Here is a 17,740-nt window from a genome sequence, read left to right as displayed (position 1 = left end):
TATTCGGGAGAACTATGCATCTCGTCGTCAATGGTAAGTTCACGGCGCAGCGCCTGACCGGTGTCCAGCGCGTGGCTTACGAACTGATGCGCGCCGTCCGATCAGCCCACGCAGCAGGGGACGATATCGAAATAGCCGTACCCGGCAACGCGATCGAGTCGGCCTCGCCGATCGATCGGCAACGGCAAGTGCCTTGGCTCAAGGGCGATTTGTGGGAGCAGATCGCCTTGCCGCTCGCCACGCGCGGCGAACTGCTGCTGAGCCTGTGCAACAGCGGCCCCATCTTCAAGCGACGTCATGTCGTGATGGTTCACGACATGGCGGTCTACGATACGCCCCACACATTCTCTTGGCTGTTTCGCACCTGGTATCGCGTCAAGTTCGCGATGCTCATCCGGCGCGCGCCGATCTTGTTGACCGTATCGGCGTTTTCCAAGGCGCGCATTTGTGCGCTGCTCGGGGCCGAGGAATCGCGCGTGCGCGTCGTGCGCCCGGGCGCCGATCATTTCCGGCGCATTCCGTCGGACCGGTCGATCGTCGAGCGGTTGTCGCTGACGAACGTCAAGTATTGCGTGATCGTCGGCAGTCTGGACCCGCGCAAGAACTTGCAGCGCGTGCTCGAGGCGGTGGCGCAACTCGGACATCTGCGCGAGGTGAAGTTCGTCGTCGTCGGCGGTGCGAACGCTCGGGTATTCGCTCGCGGCGCGGCGTCGCAAACGCCTGGGGAAGGTTCGACGAACGAGACCAACCCGCAGATCGTGCGCGCCGGGTATGTGTCGGATGCCGAACTGAAGGCGCTCTACGAGCACGCCGCTTGCCTCGCGTTTCCTTCGTTGTACGAAGGATTCGGGCTGCCGCCGCTTGAAGCGATGTTCTGCGGTTGTCCCGCGATCGTCTCCACACACCCGGCGGTAGCCGAGGCCTGCGGGGACGCAGCCATGTACTGCGACGCGCGCTCGGTCGACGACATCGCGGGCAAGATCGAACAGATGCTGACCGACGATGCGCTCCGCGCGCAGTACAAGGAGAAAGGCCTGCGGCACGCGCATGAGTATGGTTGGGACCGGGCTGCACGCGAATTGATGAAGATTTTGAGAGGGGAGACGTATGAAACGGAACCTGCGATTGCCGTTCGTTCGGCCGCGTAGCGCGTTCGCCAAAAAGGGGTTCGGCGCATGACGGATCGCTTCGAATTTTCGGAACGGCGGCGCGCCATGCTGGCCGCGATCGCCGCTGCCGGCGTGAGTTCGAGTGTCGGTGCTTCGGTCGCGCAAGCCGCGCGCAAGGTGAGCGTATCGGGCGGCTCGGGCGGAGAAAGGCGGATGACGCAACTGATCGGCGCGAACGGTTGGCCTGTGACGCCGGCGAACATCGCCATGTGGAAAGAGATGGGCATCACGTGGGGCCGCGATTCGGTCGGCCCCGGCCAGCGCAATTCGCCCGACGAGCCGATCCGGGTAGACAAGACCGGCGCCGCGTTCGACCACGACTTGGCGCCCGCCATTTTGGCGAACAATCAGAACGGCATTCACTCGTTGCTGCTGCTGGGCTATACGCCCAAATGGAATGCGACGGTCGACGGCGATTCGCGTTCGGCGCCGAAGGACGACACGGTGTGGCAACGGTACGTCGAGGCCGTCGTGCGCACCTACGTCGCGCCGCCGTACAACGTCCGTCATTTCCAGATTTGGAACGAGGCGGCGGGCCGCTTGACCGGGGGCTCCCCGCAAGCGACGTTTTGGCATGGTCAAAACTACAACGTCCACCGCGAGCAGGCACGACCCTACGATCGGGCCATGCAGGACTACGTCGAGCTCGTCCATGTCCCCGCGGCACGCATCGTGCGCAAGTACGGCGGCTATGTGGTGTACGGAGGCTGGCCCGATCAGGGCGGAATCGAGACCTTCATGAAATGGCTCGAATATCGCAGCCCCGTCGTCAACGCAAGGATGATCGATTGGGTCGATTACCTCGACACGCACTACCTAGGCGTCGACGCGTTGACGCCGCTTTACGAGCGCTATGTGGCGACTGGCGCCGCGCGCGGAATCTGGCAGACGGAGATCGGCGATCGATACATGAACGATCCGCACTATCTGCCGATGTATTTCTTCAAGTTTGCAACGTGGGCGCTGGCGCACGGATGGGACGATCCGAACAAGTACGTATCGATGGTTTATCACTGGGACGGCGTCGAACCGTATCGCTTGACTCATCGCGGCAACCCTCGCACGTACAACGTGTCGGGCAAGTCGCTGATCGTGCTCAACAAAACTGTGGGCGGCGCGCTCTCGCGTTTCGATGGACATTTGGCATTTGGCCCGAACGCATCCGGCATGGCATTGCGTGCGGGCTCGGATCTTGTTCTGCAAGTGCGGGCGAGTCCAGGGCCGCGGACAGTGACGGTCAGCGGTTTAACCGGCGTACAGCCGGAACGCTTGGGTGTGGCGATGATCGATGCATTGACGGGCGAGAGCGCCGATGCAAGCGCGATCTCGGCTCGCTCGAGCCCGGATGGGCTCTCGATCGCGTTTCGCGTTCCGGAAGCGGTCAATGGTGGAGGGCGCGGCGCGCCTATGCATCTCGCCTATCTCGTCGTCTCGCAGCGTGCATGAGCGGGGCGAATCGAGCGTGACTGATGCGATGCGGGCAGTACGCGCCGACTATAACGGAGGAGCGACGTGAACGAAGTCGAAGTACGACAGCGCCCCGGCGGTCTCGCCGCGGGCCACGCTCCGCGCGTCCGCAGCGAGCGCGGCGGGGCGACACGCGCGGCAAGGGCCGCGCAGCCGGGGGCAGGCGCGAGCGGGGCTCACGCACCGGCCGCCGGCCATACGGCGCTGCATGGCGTGCTCAAAGCAATGTGGCATGGCGCCAAACGGCTCTTACCCGACTATGCTTTCATGCTCATTCAGCATCGCCGGCTGATTGGGCGTTGGCCGAATATGCGGCGGCCGAGGGCATTCAACGAGCGGGTTTTGCTTCGATGTCTGCATCCGGACATGCGATGGGTCGAGCTGACCGATAAGCTCGCTGTACGCGACTACGTGCGGGAAAAGGTGGGCGAGGCGCATCTGATTCCACTGATCGCCGCGCCGGATCGATTTACTCGCGAAGTTTTCGACGCACTGCCTACGGCTTTTGTCATGAAGGCCAATCATGGCTGCGCGTACGTCAAGGTCGTGCACGATAAGTCGACCACGACGTTCGAGGAATTGAGCCAGCTCGCCGAGCATTGGTTGTCGATCGATTTTTCTCGATCGTCGCGCGAGCGGCACTATCGCTACATCAAGCCTCGGATTTATTTTGAAAAGCTTTTGATCGACGAGAGCACGGGCAAGATACCGTCGGACCTCAAGCTGCATATCTTCGGCGGCCGCCCCGAGGGCCCCCGCGTTCATACGATGGTGGTCACCGATCGCTTCGGCGACTGCCGCGGCGATCTGTACGACGAGCGGTGGCGTCGAATGAACGTGACGTTCGGACCATATTTGCCGAGCGAAGCGCCCGTGCCGCGGCCCGAAAACTGGGCGGAAATCGAACGCGTCGGGCTGCGGCTCGCCGAGGATTTCGGCTACGTCCGCGTGGACTTGTATTCGATCGGCAAAGAAGTGTATTTCGGCGAACTCACGTTTACGCCCGGAGCGGGGATGTTGCGCTTCACGCCCGACAGTCACGACTACGAATGGGGGCGTATGTTGAAAGAGTCGATGGAAGGCTTTGAGCGGATGCGTAGGGCAGGATTGTAGCGTCTGCCGCGCGGCGACCGTCCATCGGCTGGCGCGCCGCTGCCGCGTTCCATGCGCGTATCGAGGTAAACCGCCAATTCATCGTATTTTAACGACCGCGGAAAAATTGGCTCGAAATTGCCTGGTTAATCTCGCCTAGGCATGTCGCGAGATATTGCCGGTATTAAAAGGACTGGTTCATCGGGGTGTTAGATGGCGAACCGGTCTTTGGTAGCGATTGCGTTGGAAAGCAAACGATTAATTAATCAACGTAACGGAGTCACACAATGCCACTTTTAGTCTATTTTGTCGCGGCTGTGTTGGGGGTAGGCGCCTTGACTGCTTCATTGTCGAGCGGTTCGGTCGCGCCCGCGCACTTCATGTGTATCGCGCATTGAGGTAGGAAGCGGCGGCGCGCGATATGCGCGCCGCCGATCGTCATCGGAAAATCATTGCAGGGTTATTGCGAGGCTTGCCAGCTCAACACCGGATGTGTCGCGCCGGTCGGCATGGACCACGCACCGCCGGGGCCGAAATTCCACGAGGCGAAGCTTGCCGGATTGCTCATCTGCGCCGTGGTCAGTCCATTCTGCGAGGGCACGCCGTTGCCGCCGTTCGTTTGCCCCGTGGTCTCCACGTTCCAATACACGGATTTGATCGTACCGGTATTGATATAAGCCACGCCGGCCGGCGACCACATGTTCACATTGCCGACGTCGAACGATTCGTCGATCGTGCCTTCGTTGGAGTAGACGAGGCCGCCGCCGCCCATGCCGCCCTTCACCATACCGGTTGAATAGGACTGCGAAATAAGACCTTTGTTGTCGCCGACGAGACCGCCCGGTGCGACATGAAGCGGGCCGGTGACGTCGCCGGTGGCATACGACTGGACGATGCTGCCGGTGTTTTCACCCACGAGGCCGCCGGCCAATCCTTGCGTATCGGACGTGGCGCTGCTCCACGAGCGGGTGATCGTGCCGTCGTTTTGGCCGACGAGGCCGCCCGTGGTCGTCGAATCTTCATTGGTTGCGTACAGGATGCCGCTCGTGTAGCTGTTCGTCACAAGCCCCTTGTTGTCGCCGACGAGTATGCCCGCGGGGGCATCGTCGTAGCCGACGTTGCTGTTGGTGACGCCTACGTTGCGTAAGACGCCCGCTTGGCCCACGACGCCGAACAAGCCCGTGGGCTGCCAGAATGCCTGCTGCTGCGGCGATATCTTGTCGATCGTATGGCCCATGCCGTCGAACTGGCCTGTGAATGCGGTGGTGGTATCGCCAAGCGGCGTGAAGTCCGCCCCCGACGCTTCGATGTCTTTGCCGAGCGCGTACGTGCCCGTCAAATCGAGCGAGACGTTTTGCAGATCGGCCAGCGAATTGACGAGCTTGTAGGCCGTGATCTGCGAGAGCAATCCGCTATAGGGAGCCGCGACCCATCCCGTATTCGAGAGCAAGGCGCCGGGCGAGTACGTTCCGTTCATGTCGTACAGCGCGCTGACGATACCCATGCTGCCCGACCAGTCGATCGTGCCTTGATTGAGTATGCTGCCGCCGTTGTCGATTCCCGATGCGTCGGCGCGCAGCGTCAGATTGCCGTTGCCCCGGTTCTGGATCGTCGCGCCTTGATCGACGACGACGTTGTGTTGTGCGCCAAGCGTAAGCGAAGCCGATCCCTGCCAACGCAGATCGGATCCGATTTCGAGGTCGCCCGCATCGCCTGACGCGCCCGTCGTCGTGACGTTGACCGACGTACCGGCGCCGAGGCTGCGGGAAAGTACGCTCGCCGCTTCAGAATCGACCGTGAAAGAAGGGGTAGTGAGGTTCCATTGCCCCGCGGTCACCGTCGGCGTATTGCAATCGCACAGAGACAGCGTTTGCGCCGATGAATCGACGACGCCTCCCTTGCCGTTCGCGTTGACCGCACCGACGGCGCCGCCGATGACCACGTTGCCGCGATCGGCAACGAGCCACACGTGGCCGTCGCGCGTCGTGGTGCCGGTGGCGCGGATCGCGCTATGCGTGCCCGCGAGGGCGAAGACGTTGCCGTCCGCGGCCTGAAGATTGACTTGAGCGGCCGAGATTGCGCCGGTGTCGAACACGGTTCCGCCGCTACCCGACTGCACGAAAACTTGCTTGCCGCTGGATGAGTCTTGCAACAGAATCTGTTGGCCGGCGGCAAGCTCCGCGGTGCCCTTTGGTGCACTGATCGAGCCCATATTCGCGGCTTCATTGCGCGAAATGAGAATGACGTCGCCGCCGCTCGAACCGATCTTGCCGAAGTTGACGACGCGGGCATTGGAATTGCCTGCGAAGGTCAGGGAGCCGCCTTGCATGAACGCGGAATTCGGGGTGTCGAGCGTCGATGCGACGAATCGTCCGCCTGTCGAGACGACGCCGCTCGAACCGACCACGACACCGTGCGGATTGATTAGATAGACGCTGCCCGTGGCCGATAGTGCGCCGTACAGATTCGATGCGCTCGTGCCGGTGACGCGATTGAGCGTGGCGCCTGTGCCGTTGCTGAAGACGACGTGATTGCCGCTGCCGATCGAGAAGCTCGTCCAATCGACGACCCCTCGGCTCGACGTTTGGTTGATGGTCACGGTCGTGCCTGTCGTTGCGATGGACCCCGCGCCGGCAACGAAGTTGCCGCCGGTTGGCAAGGGGCCTGCATAGGCTGCGGGAACGCACAGCGAAAGGGCGGAAAGAATCGAAAGTGAAATGGGCCTGAGCATGAGGCGCGGGCTGCGCAATGCGACGGGCTCACTTGAGCGCGCGATAAACATCGTGTGATTCATCGATAACCCCGAGGGTGAAATGGCCGCGCTATTTTCGCTGCTCCCCTTTTGTGCAATCGAGCGGGAACTGTCAACCTATTCGGTCAAGACCTCGGGATTTTCAGCCCGCTTCGTACCGCACCTTTTTTTGTCGTTTATTCTGCAGTGCAACACAAGAGGGGCTGCGATTATCCGCTTGGGCGAGGATAGCGAGCGCGGCGACGCGGAGACTGCCGACGAATAATGATCCTTTAGTTATCGATTGCCAAGAGGAGTAGCTTCAGATGATGAAGGCCGTAACGATCGCGATCTGCACCTACAATTACGAGCGGTATCTTGCCGATGCCATTGACTCAGCCCTGGCGCAGGACTACCCCGCAACCCAGGTGCTCGTCGTCGACGACGGTTCCACGGACCGCTCGCGTGCGATCATCGAAGGGTACGGTTCCCGTATTCGCGCCGTGTTCAAACCGAACGGCGGACAAGTGTCGGCGTACAACCGTGCACTGGAAGAGGTCGACACCGAGTACCTGATCTTGCTCGATGCCGACGATCTGCTGTATCCCACCGCCGTGACGGAAGTCATGCGGTGCTTCTCGTCGGGGGACTACGCCAAGGTCCAGTTCCGGCTCGACGTCATTTCCCAGGACGGCGCCGGCATGGGCGTCACCGTGCCGCATTCGGACGCGCCGAAGGATTGCGGCAGCCTGCTGCGCGCGGGTTGGTTGTACCCTTCGCCGCCCGCATCGGGCAATGCGTACAAGAAGAGCGCGCTGTGCAAGATCTTCCCGATGCCCGAAACCACCGAAGGTCGCTACGGCGCGGATTTTTTCGCGATTTATGGCGTGGCGCTTGTCGGTCAAGTTGCCTCTATTTCGTTTCCTCTTGGCGCATATCGAGTACATAATTCCGCTCCCGAGGATGTCTCCTTCGCCAATTCGGAAAAAACCAACAAGGCGCCCAAAGCCTACACGGCGCGCTGGAATATCTTGCGGCATGTGGCGAACAATCGACTGAACGTCCAGTTGCCGCCGTCGTTTCATGATTTTTCGCACGAGAAAGCTATTTTTTGCAGCGAGGTTTATGGCGCGCCGCTCTCCGATCGGTGGCGCTGGTTCGCGTTCGAGTCGCGCGACTACTTGCACTCCATCCTCGCCAACCCGTTTTGGGGACCGGTGAAAAAAATCGGCACGCTCGGCCTCTCGTGCCTGTGCCTCGTCCCGTACGCGCCGCTGTCGAACTATGTGGTGCGCTTCATCTCCAATCCGTTAGCACGCAGAGGCAGCGCCGCGCCCTGATGCCGGCGCGGTTGAGCCCTTTCGCGTATGCGTCGCTTCAAGGGCGGCGGACTATGAACTATTGCTATGGACAAAAAAGAGAACACGCGCGTACTCGTTTTCGTGTACGGCGGTTACATCATGAGGTACTTGTACCTCTTGGTGGTCATCCCGTTTTATGGGCGAGTGCTCGGCGTGACCGAGTACGGCCGCGTGCTCGCGGCCATGTCGTTGATGAACGTCATCTGGATGCTCGTAAGCTTCGGCTTCACGTTCGTCGGCATGCGCGAGGTGTCCAGAGCGCATGAGCGGCGCGAGTACAACGAGATCTTTTCGCTGCATTTGAGTGCGCGCTTGATGATGGGCACGCTCGGCGGCATCGTCGGGCTCACGGCTACGTTCTGTTCCCCGGTGCTGTCGCAGCGCCCGCTCATCGGCATACTTGCAATGCTGCTCGGCATTCTCAACGGATGGAATTTGAGCTGGCTGTTCCAAGGGCGCCATCAATTCCGCACGCCGATCATTCTCGAGGTGGTGGGCTTCGCGTTGAGTCTCGTGCTCGTGCTGTCGCTCGTGCGAGGCCCCGCCGATTCGACCTGGGTGCTCGCGAGCCTGCTGATGGCTTGCGTTTGCTCGACGTCCATCGCCTATTGGCTGACGTTGAGGGATGTCGGCCGGCCGCGGCTCGACTGGCGCGGCGTGCCCGGGCTCATGCGCGATTCGACGATGCTGTTCTTGTACTCGACGGGTTCGGTCGTGTTGACGTCGGCATCGACGTACTTGCTCACGCTGCTGTCCACGCCGACGCAAGTCGGCTACTACGGCGCGGCCGAGCGGTTTGCGACGATTGGCCTCAGTCTCATGGGGCCGGCCGCGCAGGTGTTCATTCCGACGATCTCTCGGCAAATCGCGCAGAACGACCACCAAGGCGCGCGTGCGACGTCGCGTCGGGGCGCCGCGTTGCTGTTCAGCTATGGCTTTCTTGCACTGGGCGGTGCGCTCATTCTCTCGCCGTTGATTCTTCCGCTGATCTTGGGGGCGGCCTTCACGCCCAGCGCACACGTGCTCCAGCGTTTCGCCTTCATGTTTCCGTTCTCGGCGTTCAATCAGTTCGTGGGTTTCTACGTGTTTCTGCCGCGTAAGAAGGATCGGCTGATGGCCGTGGCGGGTTTGATGTCGGCGGGAGCCAACCTCACGTCCGCGCTGCTGCTTGCGCCGCATTTCGGCGCGATCGGCATGGCGACGGCGCGCGTGATCGGCGAGGGCACGCTATCGACGACGCTGCTGATTTTCGCGTGGCGCACGGGTTTGCTCGGTGCGATCTTCGGGCGCCCGGTGCCCAGCGAAGAGGTCAAACGGCAACCGTCGCAACAGGCGCCCAACCGAGGCGCCACGACAATTGACGCGTCGCCCGCACCAGCCGCCGCGCAGGCATCCCCTCAAAGCCGCTCTCGAAGCTTCCAGTCGATCCGATGAGCGCAAGAACGAGGCGAACCGCGCCCGTGTGATCGAACACGGGCGCCGCCAGGGCGTCGATACCCGGAATCGGCGCGCCGAGCGCGGCATCGATCCCTTCGCGGCGAATGCGCTCGAGCAGCGATCGATCAGGACTCCCAAGCATGTCCGCCTGCGGCTTACCCTTTCGTTGCGCATCGACGGTTGAGCCTTGCTCCGAACCTGCAAGACGCAGCGCTTCGAGGGCGAGCATGTCGCGCAGCGGTTCTTCGCCGAGGTAGGCGGCGAATACGCGCCCGATCGCCGTGTGCAGCAGCGACAGAACGGTCCCCACGCGCAAGCTGACATGGACCGGCTGCGTGGACTCCGCAAGGCGGATGACGGTAGGCCCGAGCGGGCCGAGCACCGCGGCGGCCACCGTCAAGCCGGTCTCCGACGCCAGCCGTGCGATTTCATGATCGGCGTCGCGCTCGGGCGCTTGCCGCTGCAACGCCATCAATCCCAGCTGAAGACCCAACGGGCCCGTATTGAACGCGCCGGCTTCGTCGCGCGCGAGCAGGCCGATGGCGACGAGGCTGACCAGATGAGGAAACGCCTTGGCGGCCGGCATGTTCGCGCAAGCCGCTAGATCGCGCAGAATCAGAGGGCGCCCCGCGCGCACTAGCCCATTGAGCAGCTCGCCGGTCGTGTCGAGCGTTCGAATGCCGCGTTGCCCCGTATCTTCTACGCCTGGCTCGACATCCCATTCGCGGCCGCATTCAACGCGGCTTTCATACGCAGCCGAACCGAGCCTTTCGGCGATGCGCGTTGCCGATGAACGAAGCGCCTGGGCAACACGGCTGTCCCATCCGACATCGATCGTGCTCGACGGCCCGATCGCCGTGAGCGTCAATTGCAATGCGCCCGACGCGTCCAGCACAGGGACGCTCATGCTGCTGATCGCGGGCGTCGGCGCATCGATGCCTCGTTCCAGCCCACGGGCACGGATCGTTTCAAGGCTACGTTCGAACGATTTGCGTTCGGCGGGCTTGGAATGGACCGGCGGCTGCATCGCCTCGCGCTGCGAGGTGTCCAGAAACGCGGAAAACACACGGCCCGTCGACGTCGACGTCAGCGACATCACCGACCCGACATGCAAATTCACGTGCAGCGGCGCACCGGCGTTTTCGTAATGGACGATCGTAGGCCCGTGCGGCCCCGCCGTGCAGATGGCCACGCAACATCCGCAGTGCTGCGCTAGCGCGGCCACTTCGTCGAGCGCGGCGCGATAGGCGCTCTGGTGTTCGAGGTGCTGCAGCGCGAGCCGTAGCGACAGCGGGCCGGGTTCGTAGTCGCCAAGCATGGCTTCGCGCTTGACGAGCCCGAGCCGCACGAGGCTCACCAGATAGGTGTGGACTTGCGCGGGCGCGATGTCGGCGGCGGCGGCCAGCTCCGCCAAGCCCACGCAGCCTTGGCGCGCGAGCACGTCGAGCAGCTTGCCGCTGACCTCGACGCTTTGCACGCCGCGCGATGCTTTGCCCGGCGACATGGGAAGGGAATCCGTGGTCAAGCCGACCTCTCCAGAATCGAAAGCCCCGATCTTATCCGACGAAACCGCATGCGGTCTTGAAGTGATTTGCATATAGCAAATCGATTTGCTATTGACAAAGCGTCCGGTGGAGGCCTACTATGGTTTCGACTCGGCGTGCAGCCGGAGCCGATCAGTAAGAGTAAGCAGTCCGATAAAACGATGGAGCGAGACGCCATGCAAGCCGCGCGAGCCTTTGCTCGTGCGCGTGTCGTGCCGTGCTCGTGCCCGCGTCGCTAGACGCTTCCCACCCCAGCGAGACAAACATGGCAAAAGCCTTCGCATCCCAAGCCGATCTCGAACAAAAGAAGGTCACGTTCACGCAGCTTTCCGAAAATGCCTACGCTTACACGGCCGAAGGCGATCCGAACTCGGGCGTGATCATCGGCGACGACAGCGTGCTGATCGTCGATACGACGGCCACGCCGGCCATGGCGGGCGATTTGATCGCCAAGATTCGTACGGTGACCGACAAGCCGATCAAACACGTCGTGCTGTCGCACTACCACGCGGTGCGCGTGCTCGGCGCTTCGGCGTACTTTGCCGAGGGCGCGCAAAACATCATTGCGAGCCGCGGCACGTACGAGATGATCGTCGAGCGCGGCGAAGCCGACATGAAATCGGAAATCGAGCGTTTTCCCCGGCTGTTCGCCGGTGTGGAGACGGTGCCCGGGCTGACGTGGCCCACCCTCGTATTCGAACGTGAAATCACGCTCTATCTGGGCAAGCTCGAGGTCAAGATCCTGCACCTGGGCGCAGGCCATACGAAGGGCGATACGGTCGTTTGGCTGCCGTCGCAGAAGGTGCTGTTTTCCGGCGACCTCGTCGAATACGATGCCGCATGCTATTGCGGCGATGCGCAGCTTGCGGCATGGCCCACGACGCTCGACGCGCTCGATGCGCTGGGCGCCGAGAAGCTCGTGCCGGGCCGAGGCCCCGCACTGATCGATTCCGAGCAAGTCAAAGCGGGCATCGGCTATACGCGCGACTTCGTCACGACGCTGCTCGATCGCGGGCGCGAGGCCGTGGCGCGCAAGCTGGACCTCAAAGGCGCGATGGCGCTCACGCGCGAGGCCATGGACCCGAAGTTCGGCCAGGTGTTCATCTACGAACACTGTTTGCCCTTCGACGTCACACGCGCTTATGACGAAGCAAGCGGCATCGTTCATCCGCGCATTTGGACGGCCGAACGCGACAAGGAAATGTGGGCCGCGCTGCAGGGCTGAGGGACGGGGAGAGAACGATGGCAATCGATTACCAGGCGCTGCGCTTTAGCTACCAGCGCCATGCGGAGCAGGAACGCGATGCGCCGGTGCACGTGCACCCGGTGGTCGTGGTCGGCGCGGGCCCCGTCGGTTTGGCGACGGCGATCGACTTGGCGCAGCGCGGCGTGAGCGTCGTGCTCGTCGACGACGACGATTGTTTGTCGTCGGGTTCGCGCGCCATCTGCTTTTCGAAACGGTCGCTCGACATTCTCGACCGGCTCGGCTGCGGCGACGCGATGGTCGAGAAGGGCGTGCAATGGCACGTGGGCAAGGTGTTCCTGCAAAACGATCTGGTCTATTCGTTCGACTTGCTGCCCGAAAGCGGCCACCGTCGTCCCGCGTTCATCAACCTTCAGCAGTATTACGTCGAAGGCTTCCTGATCGAGCGGGCGCGGCAATTGCCGAATCTGGAGATACGCTGGAAGAACAAGGTCGTCGGGATCGAGCGGCCGGGCGAGGCGGATAACGATCGTGCTCCTATCACGCTGACGCTCGATACGCCCGATGGCGAGTATGCGCTCCGAGCGTGCTACGTGGTCGCGGCGGACGGCTCGCGCAGCCCCATGCGCCACCTGCTGGGGCTCGAAAGCAAGGGCCGCACGTTCAAGGATCGGTTCTTGATCGCGGACATCAAGATGGAAGCCGATTTTCCGTCGGAACGGTGGTTTTGGTTCGATCCGCCGTTTCATCCGAATCAGTCGGTCCTGTTGCATCGCCAGCCCGACAATGTATGGCGCATCGACTTCCAGCTTGGATGGGACGCCGACCCTGTACTCGAAAAAACGCCGGAGCGTGTCGTTCCCCGGGTGCGCGCGCTGCTCGGGCCCGATGTGAAGTTCGAGATCGAATGGGTCAGCGTTTATACGTTTTCGTGCTTGCGCATGGACAGCTTCCGTCACGGGAACGTGCTCTTCACGGGCGACGCCGCGCACGGCGTATCGCCGTTCGGCGCACGCGGGGCGAACAGCGGGTTCCAGGACGCCGAGAACCTGGCATGGAAGCTCGAGATGGTGCTCGCGGGCCACGCTCCGGACAGCCTGCTCGACACCTATGCCCGGGAACGCGAGTACGCGGCCGATGAAAACATCCTCAACTCGACGCGCTCGACCGACTTCATCACGCCGAAAAGCCCCATTAGCCGTGTCTTTCGCGATGCCGCGCTGACGCTCGCTCGCCATCACGCGTTCGCTCGGCGGCTCGTCAATAGCGGGCGACTGTCGGTGCCGGCCGTCCTGCGGGAGTCGACGCTCAACACGCCGGATCGAGATCGATTCGAGGGGGCGATGGAACCGGGAGCGGCGTGCGTCGATGCGCCGGTTCAGGGGGAGGGGCGCGACGATTGGTTGCTTGCTCACATCGGCGGGCGGTTCACGGTGTTGGTGTTTGCCGATGAAAACGGAGGCGGTGTTGGCGAGGACGGGCGCGCCGCGATCGAACGCGTTCGCTCGCTTGGCGTGGCAGTCGATGTCGTGTTGGTCGCGGGGGCGTCTGCGGCCGCATCGGGTAATGACGACGGATTTGCGCGCTTGACCGCCGAAGCCGGCGACATCGGCGCCGTGGCGCTGCGGGATGTACAAGGCCTCGCCGCACAGCGTTATGACGCCAGCGCCGGCGCGGTCTATCTGATACGGCCCGACCAGCATGTCTGCGCGCGTTGGCGGAAAGTCCGTCCGGATGATATCCGCGCGGCGCTTATGCGGGCGCTCGGCGTGAACGGCGCGGCGTAACGGTAAGCACCGACGATGAACGAGTCCGGTTTATCTATTTAGGATCACTAACGAAAAATGCTCAACACGAACGCGAACCTGACCCAGCCTGACGATTTTTACGAGGCGCTGATCGACATGCACCGCGAGTTGAGCGACGAGCAAAGTCTTGCCGCCAACGCGCAGTTGATCTTGCTGCTCGCGAATCATATCGGCGATCAAGCAACGCTGATGCAGGCAATCCGCATCGCGCGCGAAGGCGTGCTTGAAATGGCGGCGCGAGAGAGGGCTGCTGCCGCGTGAGGCGGTGCTGCTGACCATGTAGTTTTCGTCGATCGGTGCGCGAGACGCCGAGGCGAGCGTTTTCACTTCTTGGAGCGAGACAAATGACTCAATCGATCGATGCCGCGCTAGACGCGGCGGGCGGCGCTTTGCCTGCCGACGACGCGCTATACCGCAAAATCGCACTGCGTGTCGTGCCGTTCTTGTTTCTCTGCTACGTCGTGTCGTTTCTGGACCGTATCAACATCGGCTTTGCGCAGTTGCAGATGAAACACGACCTGGGATTCAGCGATGCGATGTACGGGCTGGGGGCGGCAGTGTTCTACGTCGGCTACGTCCTGTGCGAAGTCCCGAGCAACATGTTGCTCGCGCGCTTCGGTGCGCGGCGCACGTTCGCTCGAATCATGCTGCTATGGGGCGTGGCTTCGGTCTGCACGATGTTCGTGAGCACCGCGGCGCACTTTTACATCCTGCGCTTCGCACTGGGCGTGTTCGAGGCCGGTTTCTTCCCGGGCATCGTGCTGTATCTGACCTACTGGTTTCCGGGGCCGCGGCGGGCGGCGATTCTTTCCATGTTCTTCGCCGGTGTAGCGGTGGCCGGCGTGCTCGGCGGGCTGTTCTCCGGATGGCTCATGCGCGATATGGCGGGTGTGCTGGGCCTGGCCGGGTGGCAATGGATGTTCGCGATCGAAGGGATGCCGGCGGTGGTGTTGGGGATACTCTCGCTGACTTGGCTGGTCGACGGCCCCGACCATGCCGCATGGCTTAGCGTGCAGGAGCGCGCACGCGTGGCGCGTTCGCTCGACGATGAGCGCGCCGATGCGGCGCGCGAGGGGGAGCCTGGAGGACGCGAGGGGCATGCGCATTCACGTGGGGCGCTCGGGCAGGCATTGCGCACGCCGCGCGTGTACTTGCTCGCGTTTATCTACTTTTCGTTGACGTGCGCGTCGCTGACGCTGAACTTCTGGATGCCGCTAATGATCCGCGACTTCGGCATGACCGACGTTGTTTCGATCAGCCTTTACACGGCTGTCCCGAATGCATTGGGCGTCGTGGGGCTCATCGCCATCGCGCGGCATTCGGATCGCACGGGCGAGCGTCGCAAGCACTTCGCGTTCTGCACGATAGCGGGTGGCGCGGCGCTGGTGCTGCTGACCGCGCATCTGCCTAGCTTTGCCGCTATGCTCGCGATCCTGTCGTGTGCGACGGTCCTCATCTTCGCCGCGCTGCCGATCTTCTGGACGATGCCCTCGGGCTGCTTGTCGAAAGACGCCGCGGCGCCCGGTATCGCGCTCGTGAGCAGTATCGGCATCACGAGCGGGATCGTGAGCCCATGGGTGATAGGCCAGATCAAGATGCACACGGGCAGCATGGACCTGGCGCTTTACCTCCTGGCCATGCTGCTCCTTGCTAGCGGATGCGCGGTCCTTCTGACGATGAAAGACGCCGCGCCATTGCTCAAGCGGCCTTGAGCTTGAACACCTCGACCGTCGTGCGTAGGGCCTCGGCCTGTTCGGCCATCGCTTGCGCGGCGGCCGACGCTTGCTCGACGAGCGCCGCGTTTTGCTGCGTGACTTCGTCCATCTGACCCACGGCCATGTTGACCTGTTCGATGCCCATCGTCTGATCGTTGCAGGCGGCCGAGATGTCGGCGACGATGCTCGTCACTCGGCTCACGGAATCGACGATGTTGCCGATGATGTCGCCGGCGCTGCGCACGATGTCCGCGCCTGCGCCTACGCTGCCCGCCGATTGCTCGATCAACGTCTTGATCTCTCGCGCGGCGTTGGCGCTGCGTTGCGCCAAGGCGCGCACTTCGCCTGCAACGACCGCGAACCCGCGGCCTTGCTCGCCGGCGCGTGCGGCTTCCACTGCCGCGTTCAGGGCGAGGATGTTGGTCTGGAAAGCGATGCCTTCGATCACGCTGATGATCTCGCCCACCTTCGACGAGCTTTCGGAAATGTTGGTCATCGTCGCGACGACCTGGTTCATGGCGTCGCCGCCTTGATTCGCGATGGTGGATGCTTGGTCGGCGAGCGACGAGGCGTCGTGTGCATTCGTCGACGTGCGCCGCACCGTTCCCGTGAGCTTGTCCATGCTGGCTGCCGTTTCCTGCAGCGACGCGGCCTGCTCTTCGGTGCGCTGGGACAGGTTCAGATTGCCGGCCGCGATTTGCGCGCTTGCCGCCGCGACGCATTCGGCGTTGCGTCGCACGCTGCCCACCACGTCGGAGAGATTGCCTTGCATTTCTCGCAGCGCCGAAAGCAGCTCGCCGATCTCGTCGGAGCCATGAGCGCGAATGTCTGTCGACAGGTCGCCCGTGGCGACGGTGCGTGCGACATCCACGGCGCGATTCAGGGGTTGCGTGATGGTTCGGCTGAAGGCTACTGCGCCGGCTAGACCCGCAGCGAGCGCGACGAGCATCAAGGACAAACTGATCGTCGACGCGCGCTGTGCATCGGTGGCCGCCTGCACGGAGGCGTTGGCGCTGAGTGCCGCGATTTCATGCGCGGCCTGCGAAAGGAGCGTCGACGGCTCACGGTCTACTCCGGCGACGACATGGTCGCCGGCCGTGGGATCGAACTGCGCCCCCTTGAAGGCGTCGAGGCCTTTGCGGTAGCCCTGGCCCATCGTCTCATGGGCCGTCAGGAACTGCTGCACGAGTTGGCGCGCCTGGCCGTCGGGCAGTTTGGCCAGCAGTGTTTTGCAGATTTCGTCGACCGTGCGTTCCTGGGTTTCGAATGCGTCCCATCCGGGCGCGAGTTTGTCCGGATCCTTGCCGCGCAGGAGGATGTCCTTCCACTCTTGGACTTGCATCTTGAAGTGAAACAGCGCGCTGGACACGGCACGCTCGTTCGCCACTTCGCCCTGCACGACGGATTGGTATTCGCGGATGGATTGGTTGAGGGTGTAGAGCCCGTAGCCTGCGCTTGCAAACATCATCAGCAAGAACACGGAAAACGCGAGAGGTAACTTCAGTGTGAGCTTCATGGAGCGCTTCTTTCAATGGTTGGCAGCGCCGACGGCCGGAGAAGGGGACGTCTCGTCGTGATTTGTCCCCCGTCGAGTCGGCGCGTGAATGCTGGCGTTGCCTATCTATTGACGGCGTGTGGGTGGATTACTTTAGGCCTAGACGGTGCGGGGCTGGCTTCATCGATATTCTGTTGTCCTAACGATCTAGGAGTCATCGTATCGGTACGACTATTGTGGCCTGCGTCGAGCTGACCATGACGGCTGCGCTATTGAGCGTTCGACCCTTTTGCATCGAAGAATCTGGCTGCCGGCACGGGGCGCGGATTTCACGCAACTCGGAACGCGGGTCGGTTCGCTGTGAGCAACGCCGGCGTTGAATTCACTGCCCTGGAAGTCGGAAATTTTGGCGCTATCGGGGAACATACGCTGCGCGATCCGGTAATTAATGCCAATACCGACCTGTCTGGTTCTCAGATTTTGCTTATTTTGACTGTTTCCCTATCGATTTCGCCATACCGCTCAATTAGAATCGCTCCCTTCCGAAAATCTCGCGCCCGCGATTATGAAAGGAGTGCGGCATGGCGTTCGGCGTGCTATTCGATGCGCTTTTCTATGGAAACGCGCAACACGATCGGTTGATTCGGCTGGACACGCCGCTGGGCGTTGATTGGCTCGTGCCGTTGTACGCGAAGGGCACGTCGAAACTCGGGCGCG

12 protein-coding genes and 1 pseudogene are annotated in these 17,740 nt (G+C 62.5%); 10 read left to right on the top strand and 3 right to left on the bottom strand.

All coding sequences use genetic code 11. From position 1 onward, the window contains the following. Positions 1 to 14 precede the first annotated feature (14 nt). The 3 genes from ACTHNR_RS11290 (at position 15) to ACTHNR_RS11280 (ending at position 3,749) form a co-directional block, all read left to right on the top strand. Entirely contained in the window at positions 15 to 1,148 is a 1,134-nt protein-coding gene (locus ACTHNR_RS11290) for a glycosyltransferase family 4 protein (RefSeq protein WP_440547694.1), read from the top strand. A gap of 27 nt (positions 1,149 to 1,175) precedes the next feature. Continuing rightward, the gene (locus ACTHNR_RS11285; RefSeq protein ID WP_440547693.1) at positions 1,176 to 2,615 is read left to right on the top strand and encodes a hypothetical protein; all 1,440 of its coding nucleotides are present in this window, start codon (positions 1,176 to 1,178) and stop codon (positions 2,613 to 2,615) included. A 66-nt stretch (positions 2,616 to 2,681) separates the two neighbouring features. Continuing rightward, positions 2,682 to 3,749, top strand: coding sequence for an ATP-grasp fold amidoligase family protein (locus ACTHNR_RS11280; RefSeq protein WP_440547691.1), 1,068 nt, complete (start codon positions 2,682 to 2,684; stop codon positions 3,747 to 3,749). 439 nt (positions 3,750 to 4,188) lie between these two features. Here ACTHNR_RS11280 and ACTHNR_RS11275 read toward each other — a convergent pair whose 3' ends face one another. Next, positions 4,189 to 6,459, bottom strand: coding sequence for a two-partner secretion domain-containing protein (locus ACTHNR_RS11275; protein ID WP_440547761.1), 2,271 nt, complete (start codon positions 6,457 to 6,459; stop codon positions 4,189 to 4,191). A gap of 82 nt (positions 6,460 to 6,541) precedes the next feature. Here ACTHNR_RS11275 and ACTHNR_RS11270 point away from each other — a divergent pair, with 82 nt between their 5' ends. The 3 genes from ACTHNR_RS11270 to ACTHNR_RS11260 all read left to right on the top strand — a co-directional run bounded on the left by ACTHNR_RS11270 (position 6,542) and on the right by ACTHNR_RS11260 (position 9,254). Further along, the gene (locus ACTHNR_RS11270; protein WP_440547689.1) at positions 6,542 to 6,745 is read left to right on the top strand and encodes a hypothetical protein; all 204 of its coding nucleotides are present in this window, start codon (positions 6,542 to 6,544) and stop codon (positions 6,743 to 6,745) included. A gap of 43 nt (positions 6,746 to 6,788) precedes the next feature. Further along, positions 6,789 to 7,799: a glycosyltransferase family 2 protein gene (locus tag ACTHNR_RS11265; protein ID WP_440547760.1), complete on the top strand. Its 1,011-nt coding sequence runs from the start codon at positions 6,789 to 6,791 to the stop codon at positions 7,797 to 7,799. A gap of 66 nt (positions 7,800 to 7,865) precedes the next feature. Further along, entirely contained in the window at positions 7,866 to 9,254 is a 1,389-nt protein-coding gene (locus ACTHNR_RS11260; protein WP_440547688.1) for a lipopolysaccharide biosynthesis protein, read from the top strand. On the opposite strand, the pseudogene ACTHNR_RS11255 reads toward ACTHNR_RS11260, so the two are convergent. Then, positions 9,157 to 10,761 (bottom strand): annotated as a pseudogene (locus tag ACTHNR_RS11255) (IclR family transcriptional regulator); the annotation flags it as partial. The gene ACTHNR_RS11260 and the pseudogene ACTHNR_RS11255 sit on opposite strands and share 98 nt — an antisense overlap. A gap of 305 nt (positions 10,762 to 11,066) precedes the next feature. Between ACTHNR_RS11255 and ACTHNR_RS11250 the strand changes: the two are divergent. From ACTHNR_RS11250 to ACTHNR_RS11235, 4 genes are all read left to right on the top strand, one after another. Beyond that, positions 11,067 to 12,026, top strand: a complete 960-nt coding sequence (locus tag ACTHNR_RS11250; RefSeq protein ID WP_440547687.1) for an MBL fold metallo-hydrolase — start codon at positions 11,067 to 11,069, stop codon at positions 12,024 to 12,026. Between the two features lie 17 nt (positions 12,027 to 12,043). After that, on the top strand, positions 12,044 to 13,792 hold the full coding sequence (locus ACTHNR_RS11245) for an FAD-dependent oxidoreductase (protein WP_440547686.1): 1,749 nt from the start codon (positions 12,044 to 12,046) through the stop codon (positions 13,790 to 13,792). Positions 13,793 to 13,849: 57 nt separating this feature from the next. Then, on the top strand, positions 13,850 to 14,074 hold the full coding sequence (locus ACTHNR_RS11240) for a DUF2783 domain-containing protein (protein ID WP_440547685.1): 225 nt from the start codon (positions 13,850 to 13,852) through the stop codon (positions 14,072 to 14,074). An 83-nt stretch (positions 14,075 to 14,157) separates the two neighbouring features. Then, the gene (locus ACTHNR_RS11235; RefSeq protein WP_440547684.1) at positions 14,158 to 15,525 is read left to right on the top strand and encodes an MFS transporter; all 1,368 of its coding nucleotides are present in this window, start codon (positions 14,158 to 14,160) and stop codon (positions 15,523 to 15,525) included. On the opposite strand, the gene ACTHNR_RS11230 is transcribed toward ACTHNR_RS11235, so the two are convergent. Continuing rightward, positions 15,512 to 17,044, bottom strand: a complete 1,533-nt coding sequence (locus tag ACTHNR_RS11230) for a methyl-accepting chemotaxis protein (protein WP_440547683.1) — start codon at positions 17,042 to 17,044, stop codon at positions 15,512 to 15,514. The genes ACTHNR_RS11235 and ACTHNR_RS11230 overlap by 14 nt on opposite strands. Positions 17,045 to 17,740: the final 696 nt, after the last annotated feature.

This window comes from Trinickia sp., from assembly GCF_051954495.1.
In the GTDB taxonomy this organism is placed as follows: Bacteria; Pseudomonadota; Gammaproteobacteria; order Burkholderiales; family Burkholderiaceae; genus Trinickia.
This window is presented reverse-complemented; position numbering and strand designations above follow the sequence as displayed.

Excerpts from the sequence above, each read along its gene's own strand:
- ACTHNR_RS11290 (WP_440547694.1), top strand. The coding sequence starts at position 15 with ATGCATCTCGTCGTCAATGGTAAGTTCACGGCGCAGCGCCTGACCGGT.
- ACTHNR_RS11285 (WP_440547693.1), top strand. The coding sequence starts at position 1,176 with ATGACGGATCGCTTCGAATTTTCGGAACGGCGGCGCGCCATGCTGGCC.
- ACTHNR_RS11275 (WP_440547761.1), bottom strand. The coding sequence starts at position 6,459 with ATGCTCAGGCCCATTTCACTTTCGATTCTTTCCGCCCTTTCGCTGTGC.
- ACTHNR_RS11270 (WP_440547689.1), top strand. The coding sequence starts at position 6,542 with ATGGCCGCGCTATTTTCGCTGCTCCCCTTTTGTGCAATCGAGCGGGAA.
- ACTHNR_RS11265 (WP_440547760.1), top strand. The coding sequence starts at position 6,789 with ATGAAGGCCGTAACGATCGCGATCTGCACCTACAATTACGAGCGGTAT.
- ACTHNR_RS11260 (WP_440547688.1), top strand. The coding sequence starts at position 7,866 with ATGGACAAAAAAGAGAACACGCGCGTACTCGTTTTCGTGTACGGCGGT.
- ACTHNR_RS11250 (WP_440547687.1), top strand. The coding sequence starts at position 11,067 with ATGGCAAAAGCCTTCGCATCCCAAGCCGATCTCGAACAAAAGAAGGTC.
- ACTHNR_RS11245 (WP_440547686.1), top strand. The coding sequence starts at position 12,044 with ATGGCAATCGATTACCAGGCGCTGCGCTTTAGCTACCAGCGCCATGCG.
- ACTHNR_RS11240 (WP_440547685.1), top strand. The coding sequence starts at position 13,850 with ATGCTCAACACGAACGCGAACCTGACCCAGCCTGACGATTTTTACGAG.
- ACTHNR_RS11235 (WP_440547684.1), top strand. The coding sequence starts at position 14,158 with ATGACTCAATCGATCGATGCCGCGCTAGACGCGGCGGGCGGCGCTTTG.
- ACTHNR_RS11230 (WP_440547683.1), bottom strand. The coding sequence starts at position 17,044 with ATGAAGCTCACACTGAAGTTACCTCTCGCGTTTTCCGTGTTCTTGCTG.